This is a genomic window from Caproicibacterium argilliputei, assembly GCF_029211325.2.
GTDB lineage: Bacteria > Bacillota > Clostridia > Oscillospirales > Acutalibacteraceae > Caproicibacterium > Caproicibacterium argilliputei.
The window spans coordinates 1,816,166-1,834,603 of the sequence record NZ_CP135996.1; the positions used below are offsets into that span (position 1 = coordinate 1,816,166).

Consider the following 18,438-nt stretch of genomic DNA (forward strand, 5'->3'; position numbering starts at 1 on the left):
AAAAATTGCAAAAGCGGCTGCCGCGGTATGCAGAACGCATCCGTAGCAGCCGCAGAGGCACGTTATCGGGTGCCGCTTTCCGGTGTTGCTGAAATAGGTTTTTGAGAAGCCGCAGGCTTGCTGTCCTGCGCCGGTTTGGAATCCTCTGTGTGCTCACTGGAGGCTTTCGGAGAGTCCGAGGTGGGTCGGCTGCTGTCGGTGTCATCCTGCCCCGCAGTGTCCGGTGTGCTATCCGTTGCTCCGTTTTCTGCCGATGTGCTGCTGTCGGTTCCTTCCGAAGTCGTATTTTCATCCGCTTCCGAATCCGTGGAACCGTGGTTGCCGTCGCACACCTCCGGCAGGTTATTGCGGTCATAATAGCCGTCCTTCACATCTGTTTCGCCATCAGCCGCCAACAGACCCGACTGTACGCAGTACTCCTTTTTCACCATATTGCCGTCAAACGTAAAGTCCTTCTTTTCCTGCTTAGCAAGATAGCGTTCGAAAATTCCTTTCCAGATTGCCTTAGAATAGCGTGTGCTGGAAAGTGTTTTATTCTTTCCGTAGCCGGTCCAGACCGCGCCGGTGGCATAAGGATTGGCGCCGACAAACCAGCTGTTGACATCATTATCCGTTGTACCGGTTTTGCCAATGATGTCCCAACCGTCAATGTTTGCCGCGGTACCGGTGCCCTCAGTCACAACTGTGCGCAGCATCCGATTCATGATGGACGCAGAAACCGAACTGATAGCCTGCACCGGTGCCTTTTTGGTATTATCAATGATCACATTGCCGTTGTGATCCAGCACCTTATAAAAGGTATACGGCTGATAATACTTGCCGCCATTCCCGAAAATTTCATAGGCAGAAGCCATGTTCAGCACTGTGACACCCTGTTCCTGCCCGCCGAGCGCCATGCTGCCCAGCAGCTGGCTGTCCTGCTTGGTCAGACTGTTGCCAAAGCCAAGCTTCTGCACCATGAAATTATAGCTGTTGGTAATGCCGAACGCCTTGCACACCTGCGCGGCCGCACAGTTGTAGGAATGTGCAAGTGCTTCCTGTGCCGGCACTTCGCCATGGCAAACGGAAGACAACGTATCAGAACTGTAGTTATTCGGCCCGGCGCTGCCGTCCGGGAAGTAATTCTCCACCTTTTCATCCTTCACCAGCGAGGAGTACGTAATCTGCCCTTTGTCCAGCGCGGGCGCATACGTAGAAATGGGCTTGACAGAAGAACCGGACTGAAACTTCAGCATGGTTGCGTAAGAGTTAATTAAGTTGGCGGTTTTCTTATTTCTGCTGCCAACGGTTGCCAGCACACGACCGTCATAACCAACCGCACAAAAGCCTGTCTGCACCTGCTTGTCATCGTCCAAAACGCCACTATTTAAAATATAATCCTCCGCGACGGACTGCAGGTCTTGATTCTCTGCGGAATAAATCTTCAAGCCGGAACTGTAAATCATATTGCTCGCCGCGCTGCTGGAGCAGCTGTACAGATTCATCAGCGCTTTCTGCACATCGCGGATGACCGCCTCTGTGTACCAGTCCCAGACTTGGTCGCTGCTGTCCGAGCCTTTTTTCCCGACGAAGGTCATGTTTTCACTTTCTTTCATGGCCTGTGCGTACTGCGCATCGGTAATGCGTTTCTGGTCGTGCATGGCTGTCAAAACCGTCTGCTGACGCTGACGGTTGTTGTCCTTGTGCACCAGTGGCGTATACTTGGAAGGATTCTGCGTAATACCGGCAATTGCGGCGCACTGCGCAATGTCGCAATCCTGAATATTCTTTCCAAAATAAAGGTTGGCGGCGGCCTGCACCCCCTGCGTGCCGGAGCCGAATGGCACACAGTTGAGGTATGCCTCCAGAATCTGCTCTTTGCTGTACTTTTTTTCCAAATTCAAGGCGCGGAAAATTTCCTTGACCTTACGCGTTAAGCTGACTTCGTCTTCCTGTGTGAGATTTTTAATCAGCTGCTGCGTAATGGTGGAGCCTCCGTAGCTGTCCTCCCCGCCAAAAAGGTTCAGCATCGCGCCGGCAGTTCGCTTCCAATCAACACCATTGTGCTCCCAAAAGCGCTTGTCCTCAATGGAAACCATCGCGTCTTTCATCGCCTGCGGAATCTTGCTGTAATCCACCCAAGTGCGCTGCTCCCCGCTGTGCAGGGAGAGCTTCTGTACCGGCTGGTCTGAATTATCGCCGGAGCCATTGACATACAGGTAACTGGTGTAAGTCTGCTTGTACTCTTTAAGGTCAATTTTCACAGACTCGTCCTTCATGCTGTAAACAAAAGAAAGCAGCGAAATGCCCACAATCACCATAGTAATCATGAAAATGGTCAACACCGTCAGCAGGACTTTGCCAATCACTTTAAAAACCGAAGCACCGGTTGCAGACGCCGTGCGGTCGTGCATCTGGCCGTTTAAAAAGCTGGTGTCTCTGTTCGTTTTCTTCATTCTGTTATCCTCCACAATCGTGGTCTGCCGCCAAATGATGCAAAAGCACCCGGCAGTCTGTCCGACTGAAGCGTATTTTGGCGGGATGTATATTTTGCCAAAATATGCACATACTGCAGCCGAGGTGATGCCTTGTGAAAAAGCTGAATATCGTCATGCTAGTATGCGCAGTTGCGGTCACCGCGCTGCTGGTTGTATCCCTTTCGGTCACAAGCGAAGTACAGGAAACCAAGCAGACACCGTCCAGCGCATTTGTTTATTCTAGCGCAAATACGGTTTCAAGTCAAGAAAGCAGCCCGGTGGGCTCCTCTGCTCTGCAATCAGACGAAGCCGGCGAAAAAACTGCTGCCTACCTGGTAAAAACCTATCACGGAGAAATCGGCATTTTTCGTGTTGGAGAAGAAGCGCCCTTTCGGATTCTGAACGTACAGACCGCCTCGCTGCCAACGGCAGACCAGCAGCTTTTGAGCAGCGGCATTTCCGTGCAGTCGGCGGAAGAACTGCAGCAGATTGTAGAGGACTATATCAGCTGAGCTAAAACGCACTGCATTGTATGTAAAAGAAGGGCGCCATGCCCCGCGGCACGGCGCCCTGAAGGAGGCAGAAGCTTACTTCATGCTTTCTTCGTAGGACTTAATCATTTTTTTGACCATCTGGCCGCCGACACTGCCGGCTTCGCGGCTGGTCAGGTCGCCGTTGTAACCCTGCTTGAGGTTCACACCGACTTCAGACGCTGCTTCCATTTTGAACTTGTCCAGTGCCTCGCGAGCCTCCGGAACAACCAGCTTGTTGCTTGTAGAATTGCTTGCCATCTTCAATACACTCCTTTTCCCTGTTGAAAAATGATATATCTTGCGTTTGCTTTCCTAGTTTGCGCGCGCACTCGGTATTTATAGCTGTCAATTTAAGGAGTGAGGCAGGCAATTCTATCCGAATTTTCTGCACAAAAATGTGAAAGAAACCAATCGCTTTCTGCCAGAGACGCAAGCAGTTTCTGCAAGCTGCGACACTGTGCCAAGGGCAAAGCCGCGGCTTTGCAGTGCCGCCAGAATCCGCGGCAGTGCCGTCGCGGTGTTCAGCCCGCTGCAGTGCAGCAGCAGAATGCCGCCGGACTTCAGCCGGTCAAGCGCCTGCGCGCAGACAATCTGCGGCGCCGCGTTTTTCCAGTCATCCGTTACGGCAGAGCAATCTGCCACACGCAGCCCCTGCGCGTGCGCCGACTGCAGCAGCGTACTGTTCCAGCGGCGGTACGGTGGGCGCAGCCACGCCGCTTCGGCCCCGCACGCCGCGCGGATTTTTTCGCAGTTTGCGGCAAGGTCCTGCCGCTGCTGTTCCGCCGTCAGTGCCGTCAAATCACGGTGCAAATCCCCGTGACAGCCGATTTCGTGCCCTGCCTGTGCAATCTGCCGCAGCGCCTGCGGATATTTTTCCGCCCAGACACCAGTCACAAAAAAAGTAGCGTGCACATTTTTTTCATGCAGTGCCTGCAGCAGCGCCGGAACATCATCGGCATCCATGTCCGCGTCAAAAGTGATTGCCGCCGCTTTGCGGGATGGCACAATCGCCTGCAACGGCTCACGCAGGGGACTTTGCGCATAGGCAAACGTATGCGCGGCAAATCCAAAGCCCAGACACACCAACAGCGTGCAGACCCAAAATGCCCGCCTGCGCAAGATCCAAAAACAATGCACGGCAAATCCCCTCCCGCTTCACTGTATTCCGCTTGGCAGTTTTTTAGCACCGGCAGAAAAAAGGCAACTGCGCAAAAAATCACACAGCTGCCTTTGGGTTATACGCCTTCTTTGTCCGCCTCGACAGCCAGCAGATCGGTTCGGTCTGCATGGCCGGAATAGGTGGGCACAAGCCGGTGCACAATGTCCACCATTTTTTTGTTGTCTGCCCCTGCAACTCCGCGAAGTTCCTCCAAATCCGAAAGGAAACTCGGCTCGTTGAATGCAATTGGTGACCCGATGTAAATCAAATCATGCTTGGTTTTCTCACACTTGCCCTCAGAATCCAGCAACAGTTCCTCGTACAGCTTTTCACCCGGACGCAGGCCGGTAAATGCAATCTTGATATCTACATCCGGCTCATAGCCGGACAGGCGGATCAGGTTGCGCGCAAGGTCAACAATCTTGACCGGCTGACCCATATCGAGCACAAAGATCTCGCCGCCGTGCGCCATGCCGCCCGCCTGAATCACCAACCGCGCCGCCTCCGGAATGGTCATGAAGTAACGGATGATGTCGGGATGTGTAACCGTGACCGGACCGCCCGCAGCAATCTGACGCTTAAACAGCGGAATCACACTGCCGCTGCTGCCAAGCACATTGCCGAAACGAACGGCAGCGTACTCGGTGTTCTGGCTGTGGCGGCTCATGTACTGAATAATCAATTCACAGATACGTTTGGTCGCACCCATAATATTGGTTGGATTGACCGCCTTATCCGTGGAAATCAGCACCATGCGCTTTACATGACACTTGTCACAGGTCTGCGCAACGTTCAGCGTGCCGAAGACGTTGTTTTTGACGGCTTCACCGGGACTCAGCTCCATAAGCGGCACGTGCTTATGTGCAGCCGCGTGAAACAGAACATCTGGCCGATAGGCGCGCATCACGTGCTCCACACGCGCACGGTCGCGCACAGAACCGATGATGACCTCCAAGTCCAGGCTGTCACCGTACTTAATTTTCATTTCGTTCTGCAGGTCATACGCATTGTTTTCATAGATATCAAACACAACGATTTTTTTCGGCTTGAAGTGTGCAATCTGCCGGCAAAGCTCGCTGCCAATGGAACCGCCGCCGCCGGTCACCATAATGGTTTTGCCCTGCAGATAGCCGCTGATTTCCTCTGTGTTCAGGTGAATCTCATCGCGGCCGAGCAGGTCGGTAATATCCACATCGTGCACCTGCATACTGGCCGGTGTGCCCTCGACAATTTCGTAAAGTGCCGGAATGGTCTTCAACTCACAGCCGGTGGAAGCACAGATGTGCATGATCTCCTGCTTGTCCGGCATAGAAACCGCCGACATTGCGAGTAAAATCTCATCAATATTATACCGCGCCGCAATGCGAGGAATCACATTACGCCCGCCGACAATTTTAACGCCGTTAATGCGTGTGCCGCGCTTTTTGGGGTCGTCGTCAATCGCTACTACCGGCACACCCTTGCTTTCCGGCGCATTTTTCATATCTTTAATCAGCATGGAGCCCATCTCACCGGCACCAACAATCATAACGCGCTTAAACTCATCAGACATCCGCCCGATGTGCGAGCGCCGCAGGCGGTACGCGAAGCGCACGCTGATGCGTGTCAGGCAGACAAACCCGAAAATCAGCACATAGGCAATCACATACACGCCGCGCCAGAAGCGGCTGATGTCAAAGAAATTACTGGTGTTGTGCACCAGCAGGAAGCAGATGGCCGCGGCAGAAGTGCTGCCGAGGAAAATCTGAAAAATCTCATCGATACTGCAGAACTCCCACCGCGTGTTGTAAAATCGTGCCACAAAGAAGCAGGCAAGATGGATCAGAATCAGCCATGGAATCCAAAAATTAAACGTTTCCCGCTGATAATAATCGAAATTAATCGTATCAAAGCGCAGAACAAACGCAAGCCAATAGCCAAGGTACACGCTCAGTACATCCACAATCAGCTGCGGAATCAGGCTTTTGAGTGATATATTCCGAAAAATCCGGTTGGTTTTTTTCATTTTTCAAAACTCCCATACAACGGTATCATCGCAATCTAACCCATGTATTATAGCACATTTGCAAATCAAATCAAATATAAAAATTCCGTCTGCCGCAAAAGTTCTGCGCAGACGGAACCGAAAACTTTGAAATTCATCCGAAAAAATCAGCTCTCCAAGCCCGACATCACCCGCAGTGGCGCACCCTGCAGAAGCACCCTGCTGTCCGCCAGCGTTTCTGCTTCTTCGCGGTCGTGGGTGACCAGAACCGTCAGCTGCTGCGTTCCCTCCCGGCGCAGCACATCCGCACATAGAACTTTGGAGTCGCTGTCCAGCGCGTGAAATGGCTCGTCCAAAAGCAGCAGTTCCGGTCGGAACGCAAGCGCACGCGCCAGCGAAACCCGCTGCCGCATACCACCGGACAATTTCCCCGGCAATACGTCCTCGTTGCCGGCAAGACCCAGCTTCCGCAGCCACGTACCCGCCTCTTCCAGCGTTTCATCTCGGCTGCCGCGCAGAACTGCCGCGACGTTCCGCCGCGCTGTCATCCAAGGCAGCAGACGATCCTCTTGAAACACAACCGCAACCCTTTCCGGGCGCTCCACCCTGCCCGCCTGCGGTGTTTCAAGGCCTGCCAGCAACCGCAGCAAGGTGGTTTTTCCGCAGCCGGAGGGCCCCAGCAGGCACACGGTGCCGCGCGCCGGCAGGCGCAGTGTAAAATGCAGCAGCACCGGCTTTCCGCCGTCATAGGAAAACGATACGTCTTCAAATCCCGCTGTCATGTTCCGCCTCCCCCATTCCGGCAGCCGAACGCCGCTGCAGCAAGCGTCCCAATCCTTTTTCCAGTGCAACGCTGAGAATTACAATGGCTGCAGTCCAGGCAAACAAATCCGGTGTTTCCAGATAAATCTTCGCATCGTACAGATTTCCGCCGACAGACAGCTTCGTATTTGCCAACACCTCTGCCGCAACGCCCGCTTTCCACGCCATACCAATTCCCGTACTGCACGCTGCGGAGAAATACGGCAGCACCGACGGCACATAAACCGCCGTCAGCTTCCGCAGCCTGCCAAACCGGTACACCGACGCCATTTCCAGCAGACTGCGGTCTGTCGAGGCAATTCCGTTTGACACATTCTGCCAAAAAAGCGGCATAGCAATTAAAAACGATGTAAAAATCGGAATTTTTGCGGAGCTGAACCACACCAAAGCCAAAATGATGAACGACGCAACTGGCGTAGCCTTTATGATACTGATTACCGGATAAAACAGCGTGTAGCAGATACTGCTGCGGCTGGTGGCGGCGGCAAGCAGCGTTCCCAAAGCCATAGCCAGCAGGAAACCAAGCAGAATGCGCAGCATACTGCCGATTACGGTCAGCCAGAACGTCTCCGTCCGCGCCAGCTGTGCCAGCCTACGTGCAACAGCTAAAGGTGTTACCAGCAAGATTTCCTCATGCACAGCCATGGCAGCAGCCTGCCACACCAGCAGCCAGAAAGCGGCAGAAAGCACCCACCGCAGAACGCGGGAGTGCTTTCCAGCCGGTTTCACGCCGGATTTAATTCTGGTAGTAAAGGCCATCATCCGGCAGTGCTCCTCCTACAGATTTCGGATTTTCCTGATACATAATTTTTAAAAACGGCTGCACCTTGGCTTTCATCTCCGCACCGTCCAAAAAGGTAATACCGCAGTTAGGAATTGCCTTGGTCGCCACAGCCGCCGGCATACTCAGATATTTTTCCGCCAGTTTGCCCGCCTGCGCGGGGTTTTGGTTCGTGTAGTCTGAACTTTCCTTGTATTCCTGCAGAAACTTCGTGATAGCTTCCTTGTGTGTGTCGGCAAATTCTTTGCGCACCACGATGCAGCCCATGGTCAGCACGCTGCCGTCCTTGACAACTTTGTTCCATTCGTCAGTCAAATTCAGCGCTAACTTTGCGGTTTTGCACTTGGCAAGTGCCTGCGTTACAAACGGCTCCGGCAGAACCGCGACTTTCGCCTCACCGGACAGCAGTTTGGTAACCACCTCGGCGTGCTCGGATGCATAGACAACTTTCACATCTTTGCCCGGTGTCAACCCGTTTTGTTTCAGGATATAGTTAAATGTATATTCGGGAACCGAACCCTGGCCGGAGGAATACACCGTTTTCCCCTTTAAATCTTTCACAGACTTGACGGCTTCACCGTTGGTCACAACGTGCAGCACACCAAGTGTGTTAATCTCGAGCAGCTGCATTTTCCCACCGGTTTTTTTGTACAGAGCCGCCGCCAAATTGGTTGGCAGTCCTGCCATATCCACCTCGCCGGATGTCAGCTTGGCAACCGCCGCGGTCGGATCTGAATCCAATGTAAAGCGATAATCGTTTGCCGCTGTTTTAGCATCGGTGTCCTGCATCATTTTCAGCATTCCCAAACCGGTGGGGCCTTTCAGCGTATCCACTTTCATAGTTGTCTTTTCCGCAGCCACCGCAGAGGACGAAACGGAAGCAGACGAAGTACCCTTTGCCACGGATGAAACGGCAGAAGAAGCTCCTGTGCCCGCGCACGCCGCCGCAGACAGCGCAATGGCTGCCGCAAGCGCCAGCGCGAAAATTTGTTTTTTGAATGGTATCATAAAAAACCTTCCCTCCATAAAATCCTATATAAACCGCTGTGTGCGGATTATATGCTCTCTGCTTCCTGCAAGGCAGCCAGCCTGCCACGGTTCAAAATCTGCATGGTGCGCCCCTGCTGCCGCAAAATGCCGGACTGCTGCAAAGCAGCCAGCACACGATACAGGGAGGCCCGGCTGATGCCGAGCAGCCCGGAAAGATTCGCCACACTGCACGGCAGGGTCAAGCATCCCGCTTCATCCGTGCGCCGGCTCAGCAGCCACGCCGCCAAACGCTGCCCGGCTGTGCCTCCGGACGCCACGCTAATGCGCTGTGTCAAAAACGCGACGCGTTCGGAAAGGTCGGCAATATAATTTTCCGCCGTTTTCGCATCCGCCGCAAACAGTTTTTGTAAAAGCGGCCGCTCGAAAAACAGCACCTCTGCCGTGCGTTTTGTACGCAATAGAGAAAGCGGCGTATCCTCCGGCAAAAACGCACTTGCCAAGCCAAACACATCGCCTGCAAAGAAAGTGTTCAGCAGCACTTCCCCGCCACCGGCAATCCGGCGGAACGCCCGCACCTCACCGGAACACACCACGCCAACCCTGCGCCCCGGTGTAAAAGTCTCCCCTGCGGAAAAAACGGTATAGTGGCAGCCGTCATCTCGAAAGGCCAGTGTCAGTGTCTGCTCACAGACACCCGCTAGCAGCGGAATGTCCCGCAGCTTTTCGAAAAACTGTTCTTCCTTTTGCAGCTCCCGCATAATTCCCTCCGAAACTGTATCATATTAGACACTTTAGCTGTGAAAAATTATACAGCCAAGTGCAGACTCTGTCAAGCCGCCGCCGCTTTTTTCCGCACAGCAGAAAAAAGCCTGCGAAGGAATTTCGTTTCCCCGCAGGCTTTCTGCAAAATCAATGTTATTCTTTTTCGGTATCCTGGTTACATCCGCAGCCGCAAGCTTCGTCTTCCTCGTCCTCATCGACCAAGTCAAACTCCAACACTTCGCCGCAGTTGGGGCATTCCATCTGCCCATCTTCCACGATATCCTGAGAAAGGCAAATGGTTTCGTGACAGTTCGGGCACGTCACTTCATAGTATTCGCCATCCTCGTCGTCCTCACAGCCGCAGCTGCAGCCGTCTTCGTCATCCTCGTCTTCAGGAATGTCGTAAACGAACCGCTCCAAAGAACCCAAGTCTTCATCGACCTCGTCCAGCTGGCCCTCCACATCAGAAACAACGTCTTCCACATCAGTTACGGACTGTGCAAGATCCTCCAGTAAATCAATGATTGCGTTAATGACTTTCACTTCTTTACTGTTTTCATCCAGTTCCAGCCCTTCGGCCAATCCGCGGATGTACGAAACTTTTTCGGTGACTGTCATGATAAACCTCCCTTTTACGGATCATCTGTTTTTTATGCAAAAAGCGGGTTCAGGCATTTGCCGCCCAAACTGCCTAAAGCCAGTATGAATCAGGCACGCTCCATATATTCACCGGTGCGTGTATCAATCCGAATGACTTCGCCTTCGTTAATGAACAGCGGCACTTTAATCTCCGCACCGGTTTCCAGCTTTGCGGGTTTGGTTGCGTTGGTGGCTGTGTCACCCTTAAAGCCCGGATCCGTTTCCGTAATCTGCAGTTCGACAAAGTTCGGCGGCTCCACGCCAAAGACGTTACCTTTGTAAGACAGCACCTTGCAGTCCATGTTTTCTTTCACAAACTTAAAGCTGTCACCCAGCACGTCCTTGTTAATCGGAATCTGCTCAAAAGTTTCAGAATCCATGAAGTAATAAAGATCGCCGTCATTATAAAGGTACTGCATATCCTTGCGCTCAATGTACGCAACCGGATACTTGTCGTTCGGGTTAAAGGTACGCTCCGTAACAGCCCCGGTAATGACATTGCGGATCTTGGTGCGGACAAAAGCGGCGCCCTTGCCCGGCTTTACGTGCTGAAATTCAATGATCGAAACGACCTGACCGTCCATTTCAAAGGTCACGCCATTGCGAAAATCACCTGCAGAGATCATTCGTGTATCCTCCAATTCAATAAATAACAATAGCAGTATAATAGAAATAGTGTATCTTATTTTCGTCAGAAATTCAAGCAATTTTACAAAAATCGGGTTTAAAGCAACGACTGCAGCGCATACAGCGCCAGAAAATAGCTTGTCTTTCCAAAGCCGGAAATCTGTCCGGCGCAAACCGGTGCCAGCACGCTGGTGTGGCGGAACTCCTCGCGTGCATAAATATTGCTCATGTGCGTTTCGATAAACGGGATTCCGTGCACGCAGCTGATGGCATCCCGCAGCGCGTAGCTGTAGTGTGTCAGTGCGCCGGCATTGAGGATGCAGCCATCGTAAACACCACGCATGGCATGAATCCGGTCAATCAGCTCTCCCTCATGATTCGACTGAAAAACATCCAGAGAAAAGCCCAGCTTCTGTGCAAGTGCCTGCACTTCCTGCTGGATGCTTTCTGCGGTTTCGGTACCGTACACACCCTGCTCCCGAACGCCAACCATATTGAGGTTCGGCCCCAAAAGCAGCAAAATTTTTTTCTGTGTCACCGGTAAACTCACTCCTTCGGTGTAAGATGACGGCCAGACGCCTTGAGAGCGCGCCGTACTTCCTCTTCTCCGCGCCGGCGGCGCAGAAACGAAGCGGACTCTTCCAGTATGCATGGCGTCACCAAAATGGAGCGCAGTCCGACCAAATTAGCGCCAATCACATCGGTGTAAACCTGATCCCCCACAACAACGGTTTCCGAGCGGTGTGCCTGCAACTGCCGCATAGCGCGCAGATACCCGCCCGGCAGCGGTTTGAGGGCAAAGCTGACAAACGGCAGACCATACTGCGCGGCAAAAGGCTCCACACGGCTTCGAAAGTTATTTGAAAGGATTAAAAGTCGAAAGCCCTCGCGCTGCATTTTTTCCGCCCACGCCACTGTGCCCGGAAAGGGCACCTGGCTTTGCGGCGGCGAAAGCGTATTGTCCACATCCAGCAGGACTGCGCGGACACCCATGCTGTGCAGCAGCGAAGGGGTAATCTGTGTAACCTTGTCGACGGAACAGAAAGGCATTTTCAGCGTCAAGGGAATCTCCTCTCCTTACGATAAAAAAGCGGGCCCAAAGCCCGCTTTCCATGTACCTAAGAAACCAAAGTGAAGTTTAATTACTTAAACTTGCGCTTACGGGCTGCTTCGGATTTTTTCTTCCGCCGCACAGAAGGCTTTTCGTAAGCCTCCCTCTTGCGAACCTCCGCAATGACACCGGAACGTGCGCACTGCTTTTTAAAGCGGCGCAGAGCACTGTCCAAAGATTCATTGTCTTTTACTCGGACCTCAGCCATGTATTTTCCCTCCCATCCGCCAAAAGGCAGGGGTTATCTGTAATCAATATCTGTTACACAATAAATATTATACCGATTCAAAAAACTTCTGTCAAGCCCTGTATTTCCAGAAAAACGTTTTTTCAGGATTCCGTAAAATCCGTCAAAAAAGTATTGACATTTGCAAAACACTGTGATAGAATTAATCTCGCGCTTGGGGATGACCACAACGCAATCCACACCATAGGGGTATAGCTCAGTTGGTAGAGCAGTGGTCTCCAAAACCACGTGCCGAGGGTTCAAGTCCTTCTGCCCCTGCCATACGGCTCGGTAGTTCAGCTGGTTAGAACGCTAGCCTGTCACGCTAGAGGTCGACGGTTCGATCCCGTTCCGAGTCGCCATTTGCTGCTATGGCTCAGTTGGCAGAGCACATCCTTGGTAAGGATGAGGTCATGCGTTCGAATCGCATTAGCAGCTCCAATCAAAAAGCTAGGAAATCTGCGGATTTCCTAGCTTTTTTGTTTGTTCGGAAGCATTCCGCAAAATGTGTATTTTGGGGGTGTTCAGAGGGTCACAGAGGGTCAAAAAAGGGTCATTTTTTTCTTTCCACCCTTGATTATTTTTCAACGTATGCACATATTTTTTATTCTTTCTTCACTTCATCAAGTATCCGTTCCAGCAGCAGATACATTTGTCATGGGTTACCTCCTGATTTTAAGTATGAAAAAAGCAGCCAAATGGCTGCCTGCTTCTGATTTTATGCGTAAAAATACCGCCAGGCTACTGCCGGGCGGCTTAGTACCACATCACTGTACATTCTTGTTCCTGACTGTGCGCTTTTGCAAGTTCAACAAGTTTGGCAGCGGCATGACCCGGATAGGACATTCCGTATCCCTCAACTTCTTCACAGCTCAATATTTCCTCGGTGGAAAGGTCTACAACAATGTGTCCGTGCTGATCACTGTCTTCCGGCAGAAAGTCCGCTTCTGCTGTGCGGTTATTTATTGTTATGTTTTTTAAGCGCACCATAGTAATCATCACTTCCCTTGGTATAATTATATTTTTTACTTGCCTGAATGTGTGCCTCACTCTGCGACATCCCGCTGTCCATAAGTTTGTTTTCCAGCGTTTCGTGGCGCAACAACGTTAAATCGTGTAGTTTTGCTTTTCCATCAATCAGCCTTTGCCAAGACTGAGCCATTGCAAAATCTGGAGCGAAGTATTCCGGTTTCCCATGCCCTAAGTCGTGCTTTTCAAGAAAAATGAAATTCTTAATTCGCTGTATATCCTCTTCTGGAAATCCTGTGTTTTTGGCGATACGTGAAACATCGTTTTTCATATTCCTTACAAGCCCATAATAGCGTTCAGCGTGAGCAGTTGCAGCTTTTCCATAAGGGTTGGTTATTCTTCCGCCGCTTACTGCTTTTATTATATCATCATTTCCAGAATCAGCAACACTATTTTTGTGGTTAATGCCCTGCTGTTCCGCCCATTCGTTGTACGTCATAGGCGTTATTTTAATTACATCAGTATTTGCGCTTGTTTCCTTAGTTAGTTGTTCAAACAAGGCGGATTCTGCGTCATCCGGTTCGCTTGCGCCGGCAGTTTCTACGGAGCAAAAACTCTTAACCGTTTCAGTGACGCTATCAAAGGATTTCATCAAAAGTATAGACTCTTTTTCTTTACCAAACAGCGCTAACTCAACACAAGCCAGTTCGAAACTGCCTGATGGGGTGTTAAAGATTGTTAAGGCAACACCGCACAATGGCATAAAAAATCCACGCCATCTGCCAAAGGCGGCAAACAGCGAGGAACTCTCCCAATTATATCTGCGAAGGCAAACGCAATCAGACTGCCAGGCCGGGCCTGTCAGCCAGAATCAGATTCGCCAACGCAAACATCATATTCAGTTTGGCGGTCTGCTTTTGCAGACCTCGGTATCGCGTCTTTCGGTACCGTAACAGACCTTTCACAACGGCAAAAACATGTTCTACTTTGGCACGAACCGATGACTTTTCGTGCTCTCTGCGCTTGAGTTGGGCTTGCGACCTGTTGGAACCCTTTTTGATTTGCGATGGGCGACGATTGAACTTGTAACGGATACGCTTGCCAGCATTGTTCTTTATAATGGCATCCTCGCGCTTTTCCGCTCCCAAATATCCGCTGTCTCCGTATACAACGCTTTCCTCTCCGGTCAGCAGTTTGGAGGTCATGGCGACATCATGGACATTGGCGGCCGTTACCTCAACCGTGTGAACAAGCCCGCTATCCTTATCCACCCCAACATGTGCCTTGTAGCCAAAGTGCCACGCATTGCCCTTCTTCACCTGATGTGCATCCGGGTCTCGCTGCTTCTCCTGATTTTTCGTGGAGGACGGAGCGGCTATGATGGTGGAATCCACAATGGTACCCTTTTTCAGAAGCAGTCCCTTTTGTTGCAGCAAATTTGCCACCTGCGCAAACAACTGCTCCTGCAAACCGTTTTGTATGAGAATATTACGAAATCTTCCCAGCGTATCCCCGTCCGGCACCTGATTGCTTGATTCCACGCCGCAGAAATCCGAAAAGGCACGACTGTCGATCGTTTCAGCCACCGTTGCTTCGTCGGATAGATTATATAGGTTTTGCAGCAGATACAGCCGCAGCATCAGTTCCAAATCATAGGGCTTGTTTCCGTGCTCTCCTTTGTAGTAGCACGGCTTGATCATGGCCACCCATTTCCCCCATGGAACGATGCGCTCAATCTGCTCGAGAAATTCTTTTTTCTTCGTACGCACCTGTGCCAGTTCATCGCACAGAGCTGACATACTCATCTGCTTATCCATATACCTATTTTATCATATCTCGCTTCTTACCGCAGCTTTTTTTCTGTGCGGTGTTGCCCTAAAAAAATCTGCTCAGGCACGATTGCAGAAGCCAAAGCAGCAGGCAAGTCAGACCCCTGCAATGTATGCATTCGTTAATTCCTTGTTCCCCGACCCTAACCGGTCGGGATTTTTTATATGCATTTGCGAAGGCTTCTTCGAAATCGGTGTTGACACGTATCTAAACACGTGCTATAATAGTGGTATCAAAAGGGGATGATGAAAACGAAAAGCGATTCTTCTCGGGAACTGATAAAGCTGATTACGGCAGACGGATGGTATGAAGTCCGCTGTGTAGGTGACCACCACCAGTTCAAGCACCCCACAAAACCCGGTCTGGTAACAATCACGCATCCTAGAAAAGATATACCGATAAAAACCGCTAGAAGTATAGCAGCGCAGGCAGGAATCACACTTCCGTGATTCCTTTTCTGCCACCCATGAAAGGAGTCGTTTTGTATGAAAGACACATATTCATTTATCGCTGTTTTCACTTTTGCAGAAGATGGCATATCGATCGAATTTCCCGACCTGCCTGGCTGCCTGCCCTGTGCACAGACACACGATGAAGCGCTGCATAACGCGCAGGAAGCGTTAGGACTGCATTTGTTCGGCATGGAACAGGACGGCGAAACAATTCCTGCCCCCTCTCCAATCAACAAAATCACACTGAAAAAAAACCAAGTTCCCGCGCTTATCTCCGTTTATATGCCGCTGGTGCGCAATCAGGTACAGACAACCAGTGTTAAAAAAACACTCACCATCCCCGCCTGGCTGAATGCGCTGGCCGAAAAGAACAACATTAACTTTTCGCAGACACTGCAAACCGCGTTGAAAGATATGCTTCAGGCAGAAAAATAACTTTTCTACGACAGTTTTCCCGACCTTAACCGGCCTGAAATTTTTTATACTAAAGTAGATAATATATCGACTTACGGTACACCGTATTATATAATATTATCATGGACGGGAGATACAAACAATGCAGATTAAATTTATGAAGCAGCCTTTAAAATTCATCAGTCGGCAGGATGCGCCAACACGGAAACGCTTGGTTGCTGCATTAATAATCTCCCAAACGGCAATATCAAAAAGTTGCAAGGCCGTGACGGATACCGGTTAAGAGTGGGCGACTTCCGGGTCATATTTGATTCAAATGGTCAGATAGTGCTCATCATTCGTATAGACAATCGCGGCCAGATTTATAAATAAGGAGTTGATTTGCTATGAGTAACATTAAAGAGCGCCTAATCGGTGCAATTACAGTCATGCCGGAAGAACAAGCTTTGGCTCTCTGGAACAAGCTGGTACTGAGTTCTGCTCCGGAAGTGGAGCCAGACGACTTTGACAAAATGATGTTGGATGCCGTCGAGCAAGATCCTGACTGCCACGAGCTTGCATCGAATGAAGAAGTGGAAAGGTTGTTACATGGTAATGCCGACTGAGAAAAAATTCGCCCACAGGATCGCTGGAACGCGGCACACGGACTGATTTCAAAATCCTACAAACTTCAACAGGAAATCGTGGATAATTTCGCGGCAGCCTGCAAGCAAGCCGGCGTCAGTCAGGCGAGCCAACTCACAAAGATGATGGAAAATTTTTGCAAGTTGACCGATTAGCCTTTTGGTTAAATACGATTCACGGCTGCCCTGCATTTTGGCAGGGCAGTTTTTTTAGGAGGACACAATGGCAAAACTAAAAAAGCGTAAAGACGGGATGTATCAAAAATCTGTTTTGCTGTCCACTGGTAAGCGCAAAGTAGTCTATGCAAAAACACTCGCTGAATTACAGGCAAAAGAAGATGCTGTTAAGAATGAAGATAAATCCGGTCTTGACGTTGGCAACCACACGTTGGTTGGCGAATGGGCAAAGCAATGGCTCAAGGTTTACAAATTCGGACTCCGTCAAGGCACTTATGAGATGTACCGCCGCGTGTACAATAATAACATTATGGAGTTGCTGGGTGCTATGGAGCTGCGGGACGTCAAACCAGTGCACATCAAAAAGGTGATGCTGTCCGTTGCGGCTAAGTCCGAATCATGGCAAGACAAAGTATTGTTAACTATGCGGCAGATGTTCCGCACTGCTCGGCAGAATCATTTGATTATTGATGATCCGACAGAAGGTATTAAAATCACGAAACATAGCAAAGCCGCTGTGCAAAAAGAAATGGCACTGTCAGACGAACAACAACATCAGCTATTGGATCATTTCCCCCTTGTTAGTAAAGGGCAAAAATACAGCTTCTGAAAAAGCTTAAAAAGTCCAGTAAACGCAGAAAAAGCGCGGCTTCCGAAGAAGTGGCGCTTTTTCTGTTAAGAGAGAGGAGAAATCTTTAATGAAAACAAACTGAAAGTCCTTGCGGGGCACACCGCGGTCGGCAGATCCACGGTTCGGCTTGTACCCTTTGGAACAATTTCAGTATACAAATCGGTTGTGTCGGATGATTGAATGACTTATGAATGTTTTGTAACACTTTTGTGCACTTTTTTGGAACTGCAAAGTCACTTGCACATCCCTGCCGAATTCGATATACTAATGACACAACAGGACGGCGGCCGAAAGCCAGAGGCTGCGCCGTCCTTTATAACGGGAGGAAATGTCACATGAAAAAAATACAGGATGCCGTAACTGCTATCCGCGAAAAAACTGAACTGATGCCAAAAGTCGGAATCGTCCTCGGCTCCGGTCTGGGTGGGCTTGCCGCCAGCGTGCAGAACCCCTGCGTCATTCCCTATCAGGAGATTCCGGGCTTTGCACCCTCAACTGCGCCGGGTCACGCTGGAAAGCTGCTGCTGGGCACCATCGGCTCCATACCGGTTGTCTGTATGCAGGGGCGGCTCCACTACTATGAAGGACACCGTATGGAAGACATTGTACTGCCGGTACGCGTCATGAAAGCGCTCGGCGCGCAAACTGTCATTTTAACCAATGCGGCTGGCGGCGTCAACACAGACTTTCGACCGGGCGACCTGATGCTGCTGACCGACCACATCAATTTTTTGGGAACCAATCCACTGATTGGCCCGAATGATGAGGAAATCGGCCCGCGCTTTCCGGATATGACGCACGTTTACACACCATCGCTGCGCAGCTTGGCTTTACAGGCAGCGCAGGAATGCGGGATTTCTTTGCAGCAGGGTGTGTACCTTGCAACCACCGGCCCCAGCTATGAAACGCCGGCGGAAATCCGTATGTTTCGTACATTGGGGGCAGACGCAGTGGGAATGTCCACCGTACCGGAAGCCATCGCCGCGGCGCACTGCGGCCTGCAGGTGCTGGGCTTCTCCCTCATCACGAACATGGGTGCTGGCGTGCTGGACAAACCGCTCAGCAGTGAGGAGGTCATTCAAACCGCAGACGCGCGCGGGCATGACCTGCAGCGTCTGGTTTCCACCATCCTTGCCAAACTTTAAAAACAGACATCAGAAAAGGCAGCGGGACAAATCCGCTGCCTTTTCTTGTGAAAAAAAGAGGCCGCCTTTCAGCAGCCCCTAATCTCAACAAAGATTCCTCTCATAGC

23 protein-coding genes and 3 tRNA genes are annotated in these 18,438 nt (G+C 51.0%); 11 read left to right on the forward strand and 15 right to left on the reverse strand.

What is annotated here, in order from left to right; all coding sequences use genetic code 11:
* Positions 1 to 62 precede the first annotated feature (62 nt).
* Entirely contained in the window at positions 63 to 2,435 is a 2,373-nt protein-coding gene (locus tag PXC00_RS08875) for a transglycosylase domain-containing protein (RefSeq protein WP_275843857.1), read from the reverse strand.
* A 134-nt stretch (positions 2,436 to 2,569) separates the two neighbouring features.
* Here PXC00_RS08875 and PXC00_RS08880 point away from each other — a divergent pair, with 134 nt between their 5' ends.
* Positions 2,570 to 2,968: a BofC C-terminal domain-containing protein gene (locus PXC00_RS08880; RefSeq protein WP_275843856.1), complete on the forward strand. Its 399-nt coding sequence runs from the start codon at positions 2,570 to 2,572 to the stop codon at positions 2,966 to 2,968.
* A gap of 75 nt (positions 2,969 to 3,043) precedes the next feature.
* On the opposite strand, the gene PXC00_RS08885 is transcribed toward PXC00_RS08880, so the two are convergent.
* The 12 genes from PXC00_RS08885 to rpsU all read right to left on the reverse strand — a co-directional run bounded on the left by PXC00_RS08885 (position 3,044) and on the right by rpsU (position 12,072).
* Entirely contained in the window at positions 3,044 to 3,247 is a 204-nt protein-coding gene (locus PXC00_RS08885) for an alpha/beta-type small acid-soluble spore protein (protein ID WP_275843855.1), read from the reverse strand.
* A 114-nt stretch (positions 3,248 to 3,361) separates the two neighbouring features.
* Entirely contained in the window at positions 3,362 to 4,126 is a 765-nt protein-coding gene (locus PXC00_RS08890) for a polysaccharide deacetylase family protein (RefSeq protein WP_275843854.1), read from the reverse strand.
* 98 nt (positions 4,127 to 4,224) lie between these two features.
* The gene (locus PXC00_RS08895; protein WP_275843853.1) at positions 4,225 to 6,153 is read right to left on the reverse strand and encodes a nucleoside-diphosphate sugar epimerase/dehydratase; all 1,929 of its coding nucleotides are present in this window, start codon (positions 6,151 to 6,153) and stop codon (positions 4,225 to 4,227) included.
* 146 nt (positions 6,154 to 6,299) lie between these two features.
* On the reverse strand, positions 6,300 to 6,914 hold the full coding sequence (locus PXC00_RS08900; RefSeq protein WP_316934920.1) for an ABC transporter ATP-binding protein: 615 nt from the start codon (positions 6,912 to 6,914) through the stop codon (positions 6,300 to 6,302).
* Positions 6,898 to 7,716 (reverse strand): ABC transporter permease, encoded by an 819-nt coding sequence (locus PXC00_RS08905; protein WP_316934921.1) that lies wholly within the window; start codon positions 7,714 to 7,716, stop codon positions 6,898 to 6,900. Before PXC00_RS08905 ends, PXC00_RS08900 begins: the two co-directional genes overlap by 17 nt.
* Entirely contained in the window at positions 7,691 to 8,743 is a 1,053-nt protein-coding gene (locus PXC00_RS08910) for an ABC transporter substrate-binding protein (protein ID WP_275843850.1), read from the reverse strand. Before PXC00_RS08910 ends, PXC00_RS08905 begins: the two co-directional genes overlap by 26 nt.
* 47 nt (positions 8,744 to 8,790) lie before the next feature.
* Positions 8,791 to 9,483 (reverse strand): Crp/Fnr family transcriptional regulator, encoded by a 693-nt coding sequence (locus tag PXC00_RS08915; protein ID WP_275843849.1) that lies wholly within the window; start codon positions 9,481 to 9,483, stop codon positions 8,791 to 8,793.
* 157 nt (positions 9,484 to 9,640) lie between these two features.
* Positions 9,641 to 10,105, reverse strand: a complete 465-nt coding sequence (locus PXC00_RS08920; protein ID WP_275843848.1) for a CD1247 N-terminal domain-containing protein — start codon at positions 10,103 to 10,105, stop codon at positions 9,641 to 9,643.
* Positions 10,106 to 10,194: 89 nt separating this feature from the next.
* Positions 10,195 to 10,752, reverse strand: a complete 558-nt coding sequence (gene efp, locus PXC00_RS08925; RefSeq protein ID WP_275843847.1) for an elongation factor P — start codon at positions 10,750 to 10,752, stop codon at positions 10,195 to 10,197.
* Between the two features lie 98 nt (positions 10,753 to 10,850).
* Positions 10,851 to 11,291, reverse strand: coding sequence for a type II 3-dehydroquinate dehydratase (aroQ, locus tag PXC00_RS08930; RefSeq protein ID WP_275843846.1), 441 nt, complete (start codon positions 11,289 to 11,291; stop codon positions 10,851 to 10,853).
* 8 nt (positions 11,292 to 11,299) lie between these two features.
* Positions 11,300 to 11,815, reverse strand: coding sequence for a YqeG family HAD IIIA-type phosphatase (locus PXC00_RS08935; RefSeq protein WP_275843845.1), 516 nt, complete (start codon positions 11,813 to 11,815; stop codon positions 11,300 to 11,302).
* An 80-nt stretch (positions 11,816 to 11,895) separates the two neighbouring features.
* Positions 11,896 to 12,072, reverse strand: coding sequence for a 30S ribosomal protein S21 (gene rpsU, locus PXC00_RS08940; protein WP_212508124.1), 177 nt, complete (start codon positions 12,070 to 12,072; stop codon positions 11,896 to 11,898).
* A 224-nt stretch (positions 12,073 to 12,296) separates the two neighbouring features.
* Here rpsU and PXC00_RS08945 point away from each other — a divergent pair.
* The 4 genes from PXC00_RS08945 to PXC00_RS08960 all read left to right on the forward strand — a co-directional run bounded on the left by PXC00_RS08945 (position 12,297) and on the right by PXC00_RS08960 (position 13,071).
* Positions 12,297 to 12,372 (forward strand) — tRNA-Trp (locus PXC00_RS08945).
* A gap of 3 nt (positions 12,373 to 12,375) precedes the next feature.
* Positions 12,376 to 12,452, forward strand: a tRNA-Asp gene (locus PXC00_RS08950).
* A gap of 3 nt (positions 12,453 to 12,455) precedes the next feature.
* Positions 12,456 to 12,531, forward strand: a tRNA-Thr gene (locus PXC00_RS08955).
* Positions 12,532 to 12,747: 216 nt separating this feature from the next.
* A complete protein-coding gene (locus PXC00_RS08960; protein WP_316934922.1) occupies positions 12,748 to 13,071 on the forward strand; it encodes a hypothetical protein in 324 nt (107 codons plus the stop codon).
* On the opposite strand, the gene PXC00_RS08965 is transcribed toward PXC00_RS08960, so the two are convergent.
* A complete protein-coding gene (locus tag PXC00_RS08965) occupies positions 13,049 to 13,822 on the reverse strand; it encodes a hypothetical protein (protein ID WP_316934923.1) in 774 nt (257 codons plus the stop codon). The two genes, PXC00_RS08960 and PXC00_RS08965, sit on opposite strands and share 23 nt — an antisense overlap.
* Positions 13,823 to 13,898: 76 nt before the next feature.
* Entirely contained in the window at positions 13,899 to 14,864 is a 966-nt protein-coding gene (locus PXC00_RS08970) for an IS5 family transposase (protein WP_316935212.1), read from the reverse strand.
* Between the two features lie 270 nt (positions 14,865 to 15,134).
* Here PXC00_RS08970 and PXC00_RS08975 point away from each other — a divergent pair, with 270 nt between their 5' ends.
* From PXC00_RS08975 to PXC00_RS08995, 6 genes are all read left to right on the forward strand, one after another.
* Positions 15,135 to 15,338, forward strand: coding sequence for a type II toxin-antitoxin system HicA family toxin (locus tag PXC00_RS08975; protein WP_275846523.1), 204 nt, complete (start codon positions 15,135 to 15,137; stop codon positions 15,336 to 15,338).
* 36 nt (positions 15,339 to 15,374) lie between these two features.
* Positions 15,375 to 15,776: a type II toxin-antitoxin system HicB family antitoxin gene (locus tag PXC00_RS08980; protein WP_275846518.1), complete on the forward strand. Its 402-nt coding sequence runs from the start codon at positions 15,375 to 15,377 to the stop codon at positions 15,774 to 15,776.
* Positions 15,777 to 16,040: 264 nt separating this feature from the next.
* On the forward strand, positions 16,041 to 16,127 hold the full coding sequence (locus tag PXC00_RS14090) for a type II toxin-antitoxin system RelE family toxin (protein WP_328517248.1): 87 nt from the start codon (positions 16,041 to 16,043) through the stop codon (positions 16,125 to 16,127).
* A gap of 14 nt (positions 16,128 to 16,141) precedes the next feature.
* A complete protein-coding gene (locus PXC00_RS08985; RefSeq protein WP_275846516.1) occupies positions 16,142 to 16,360 on the forward strand; it encodes a hypothetical protein in 219 nt (72 codons plus the stop codon).
* 241 nt (positions 16,361 to 16,601) lie between these two features.
* Positions 16,602 to 17,165, forward strand: a complete 564-nt coding sequence (locus tag PXC00_RS08990; RefSeq protein WP_275846513.1) for a tyrosine-type recombinase/integrase — start codon at positions 16,602 to 16,604, stop codon at positions 17,163 to 17,165.
* A gap of 356 nt (positions 17,166 to 17,521) precedes the next feature.
* Positions 17,522 to 18,331 carry a purine-nucleoside phosphorylase gene (locus PXC00_RS08995; protein ID WP_275846511.1) on the forward strand — a complete coding sequence of 270 codons (810 nt, stop codon included), beginning with the start codon at positions 17,522 to 17,524 and terminating at the stop codon, positions 18,329 to 18,331.
* Positions 18,332 to 18,438 lie beyond the last annotated feature (107 nt).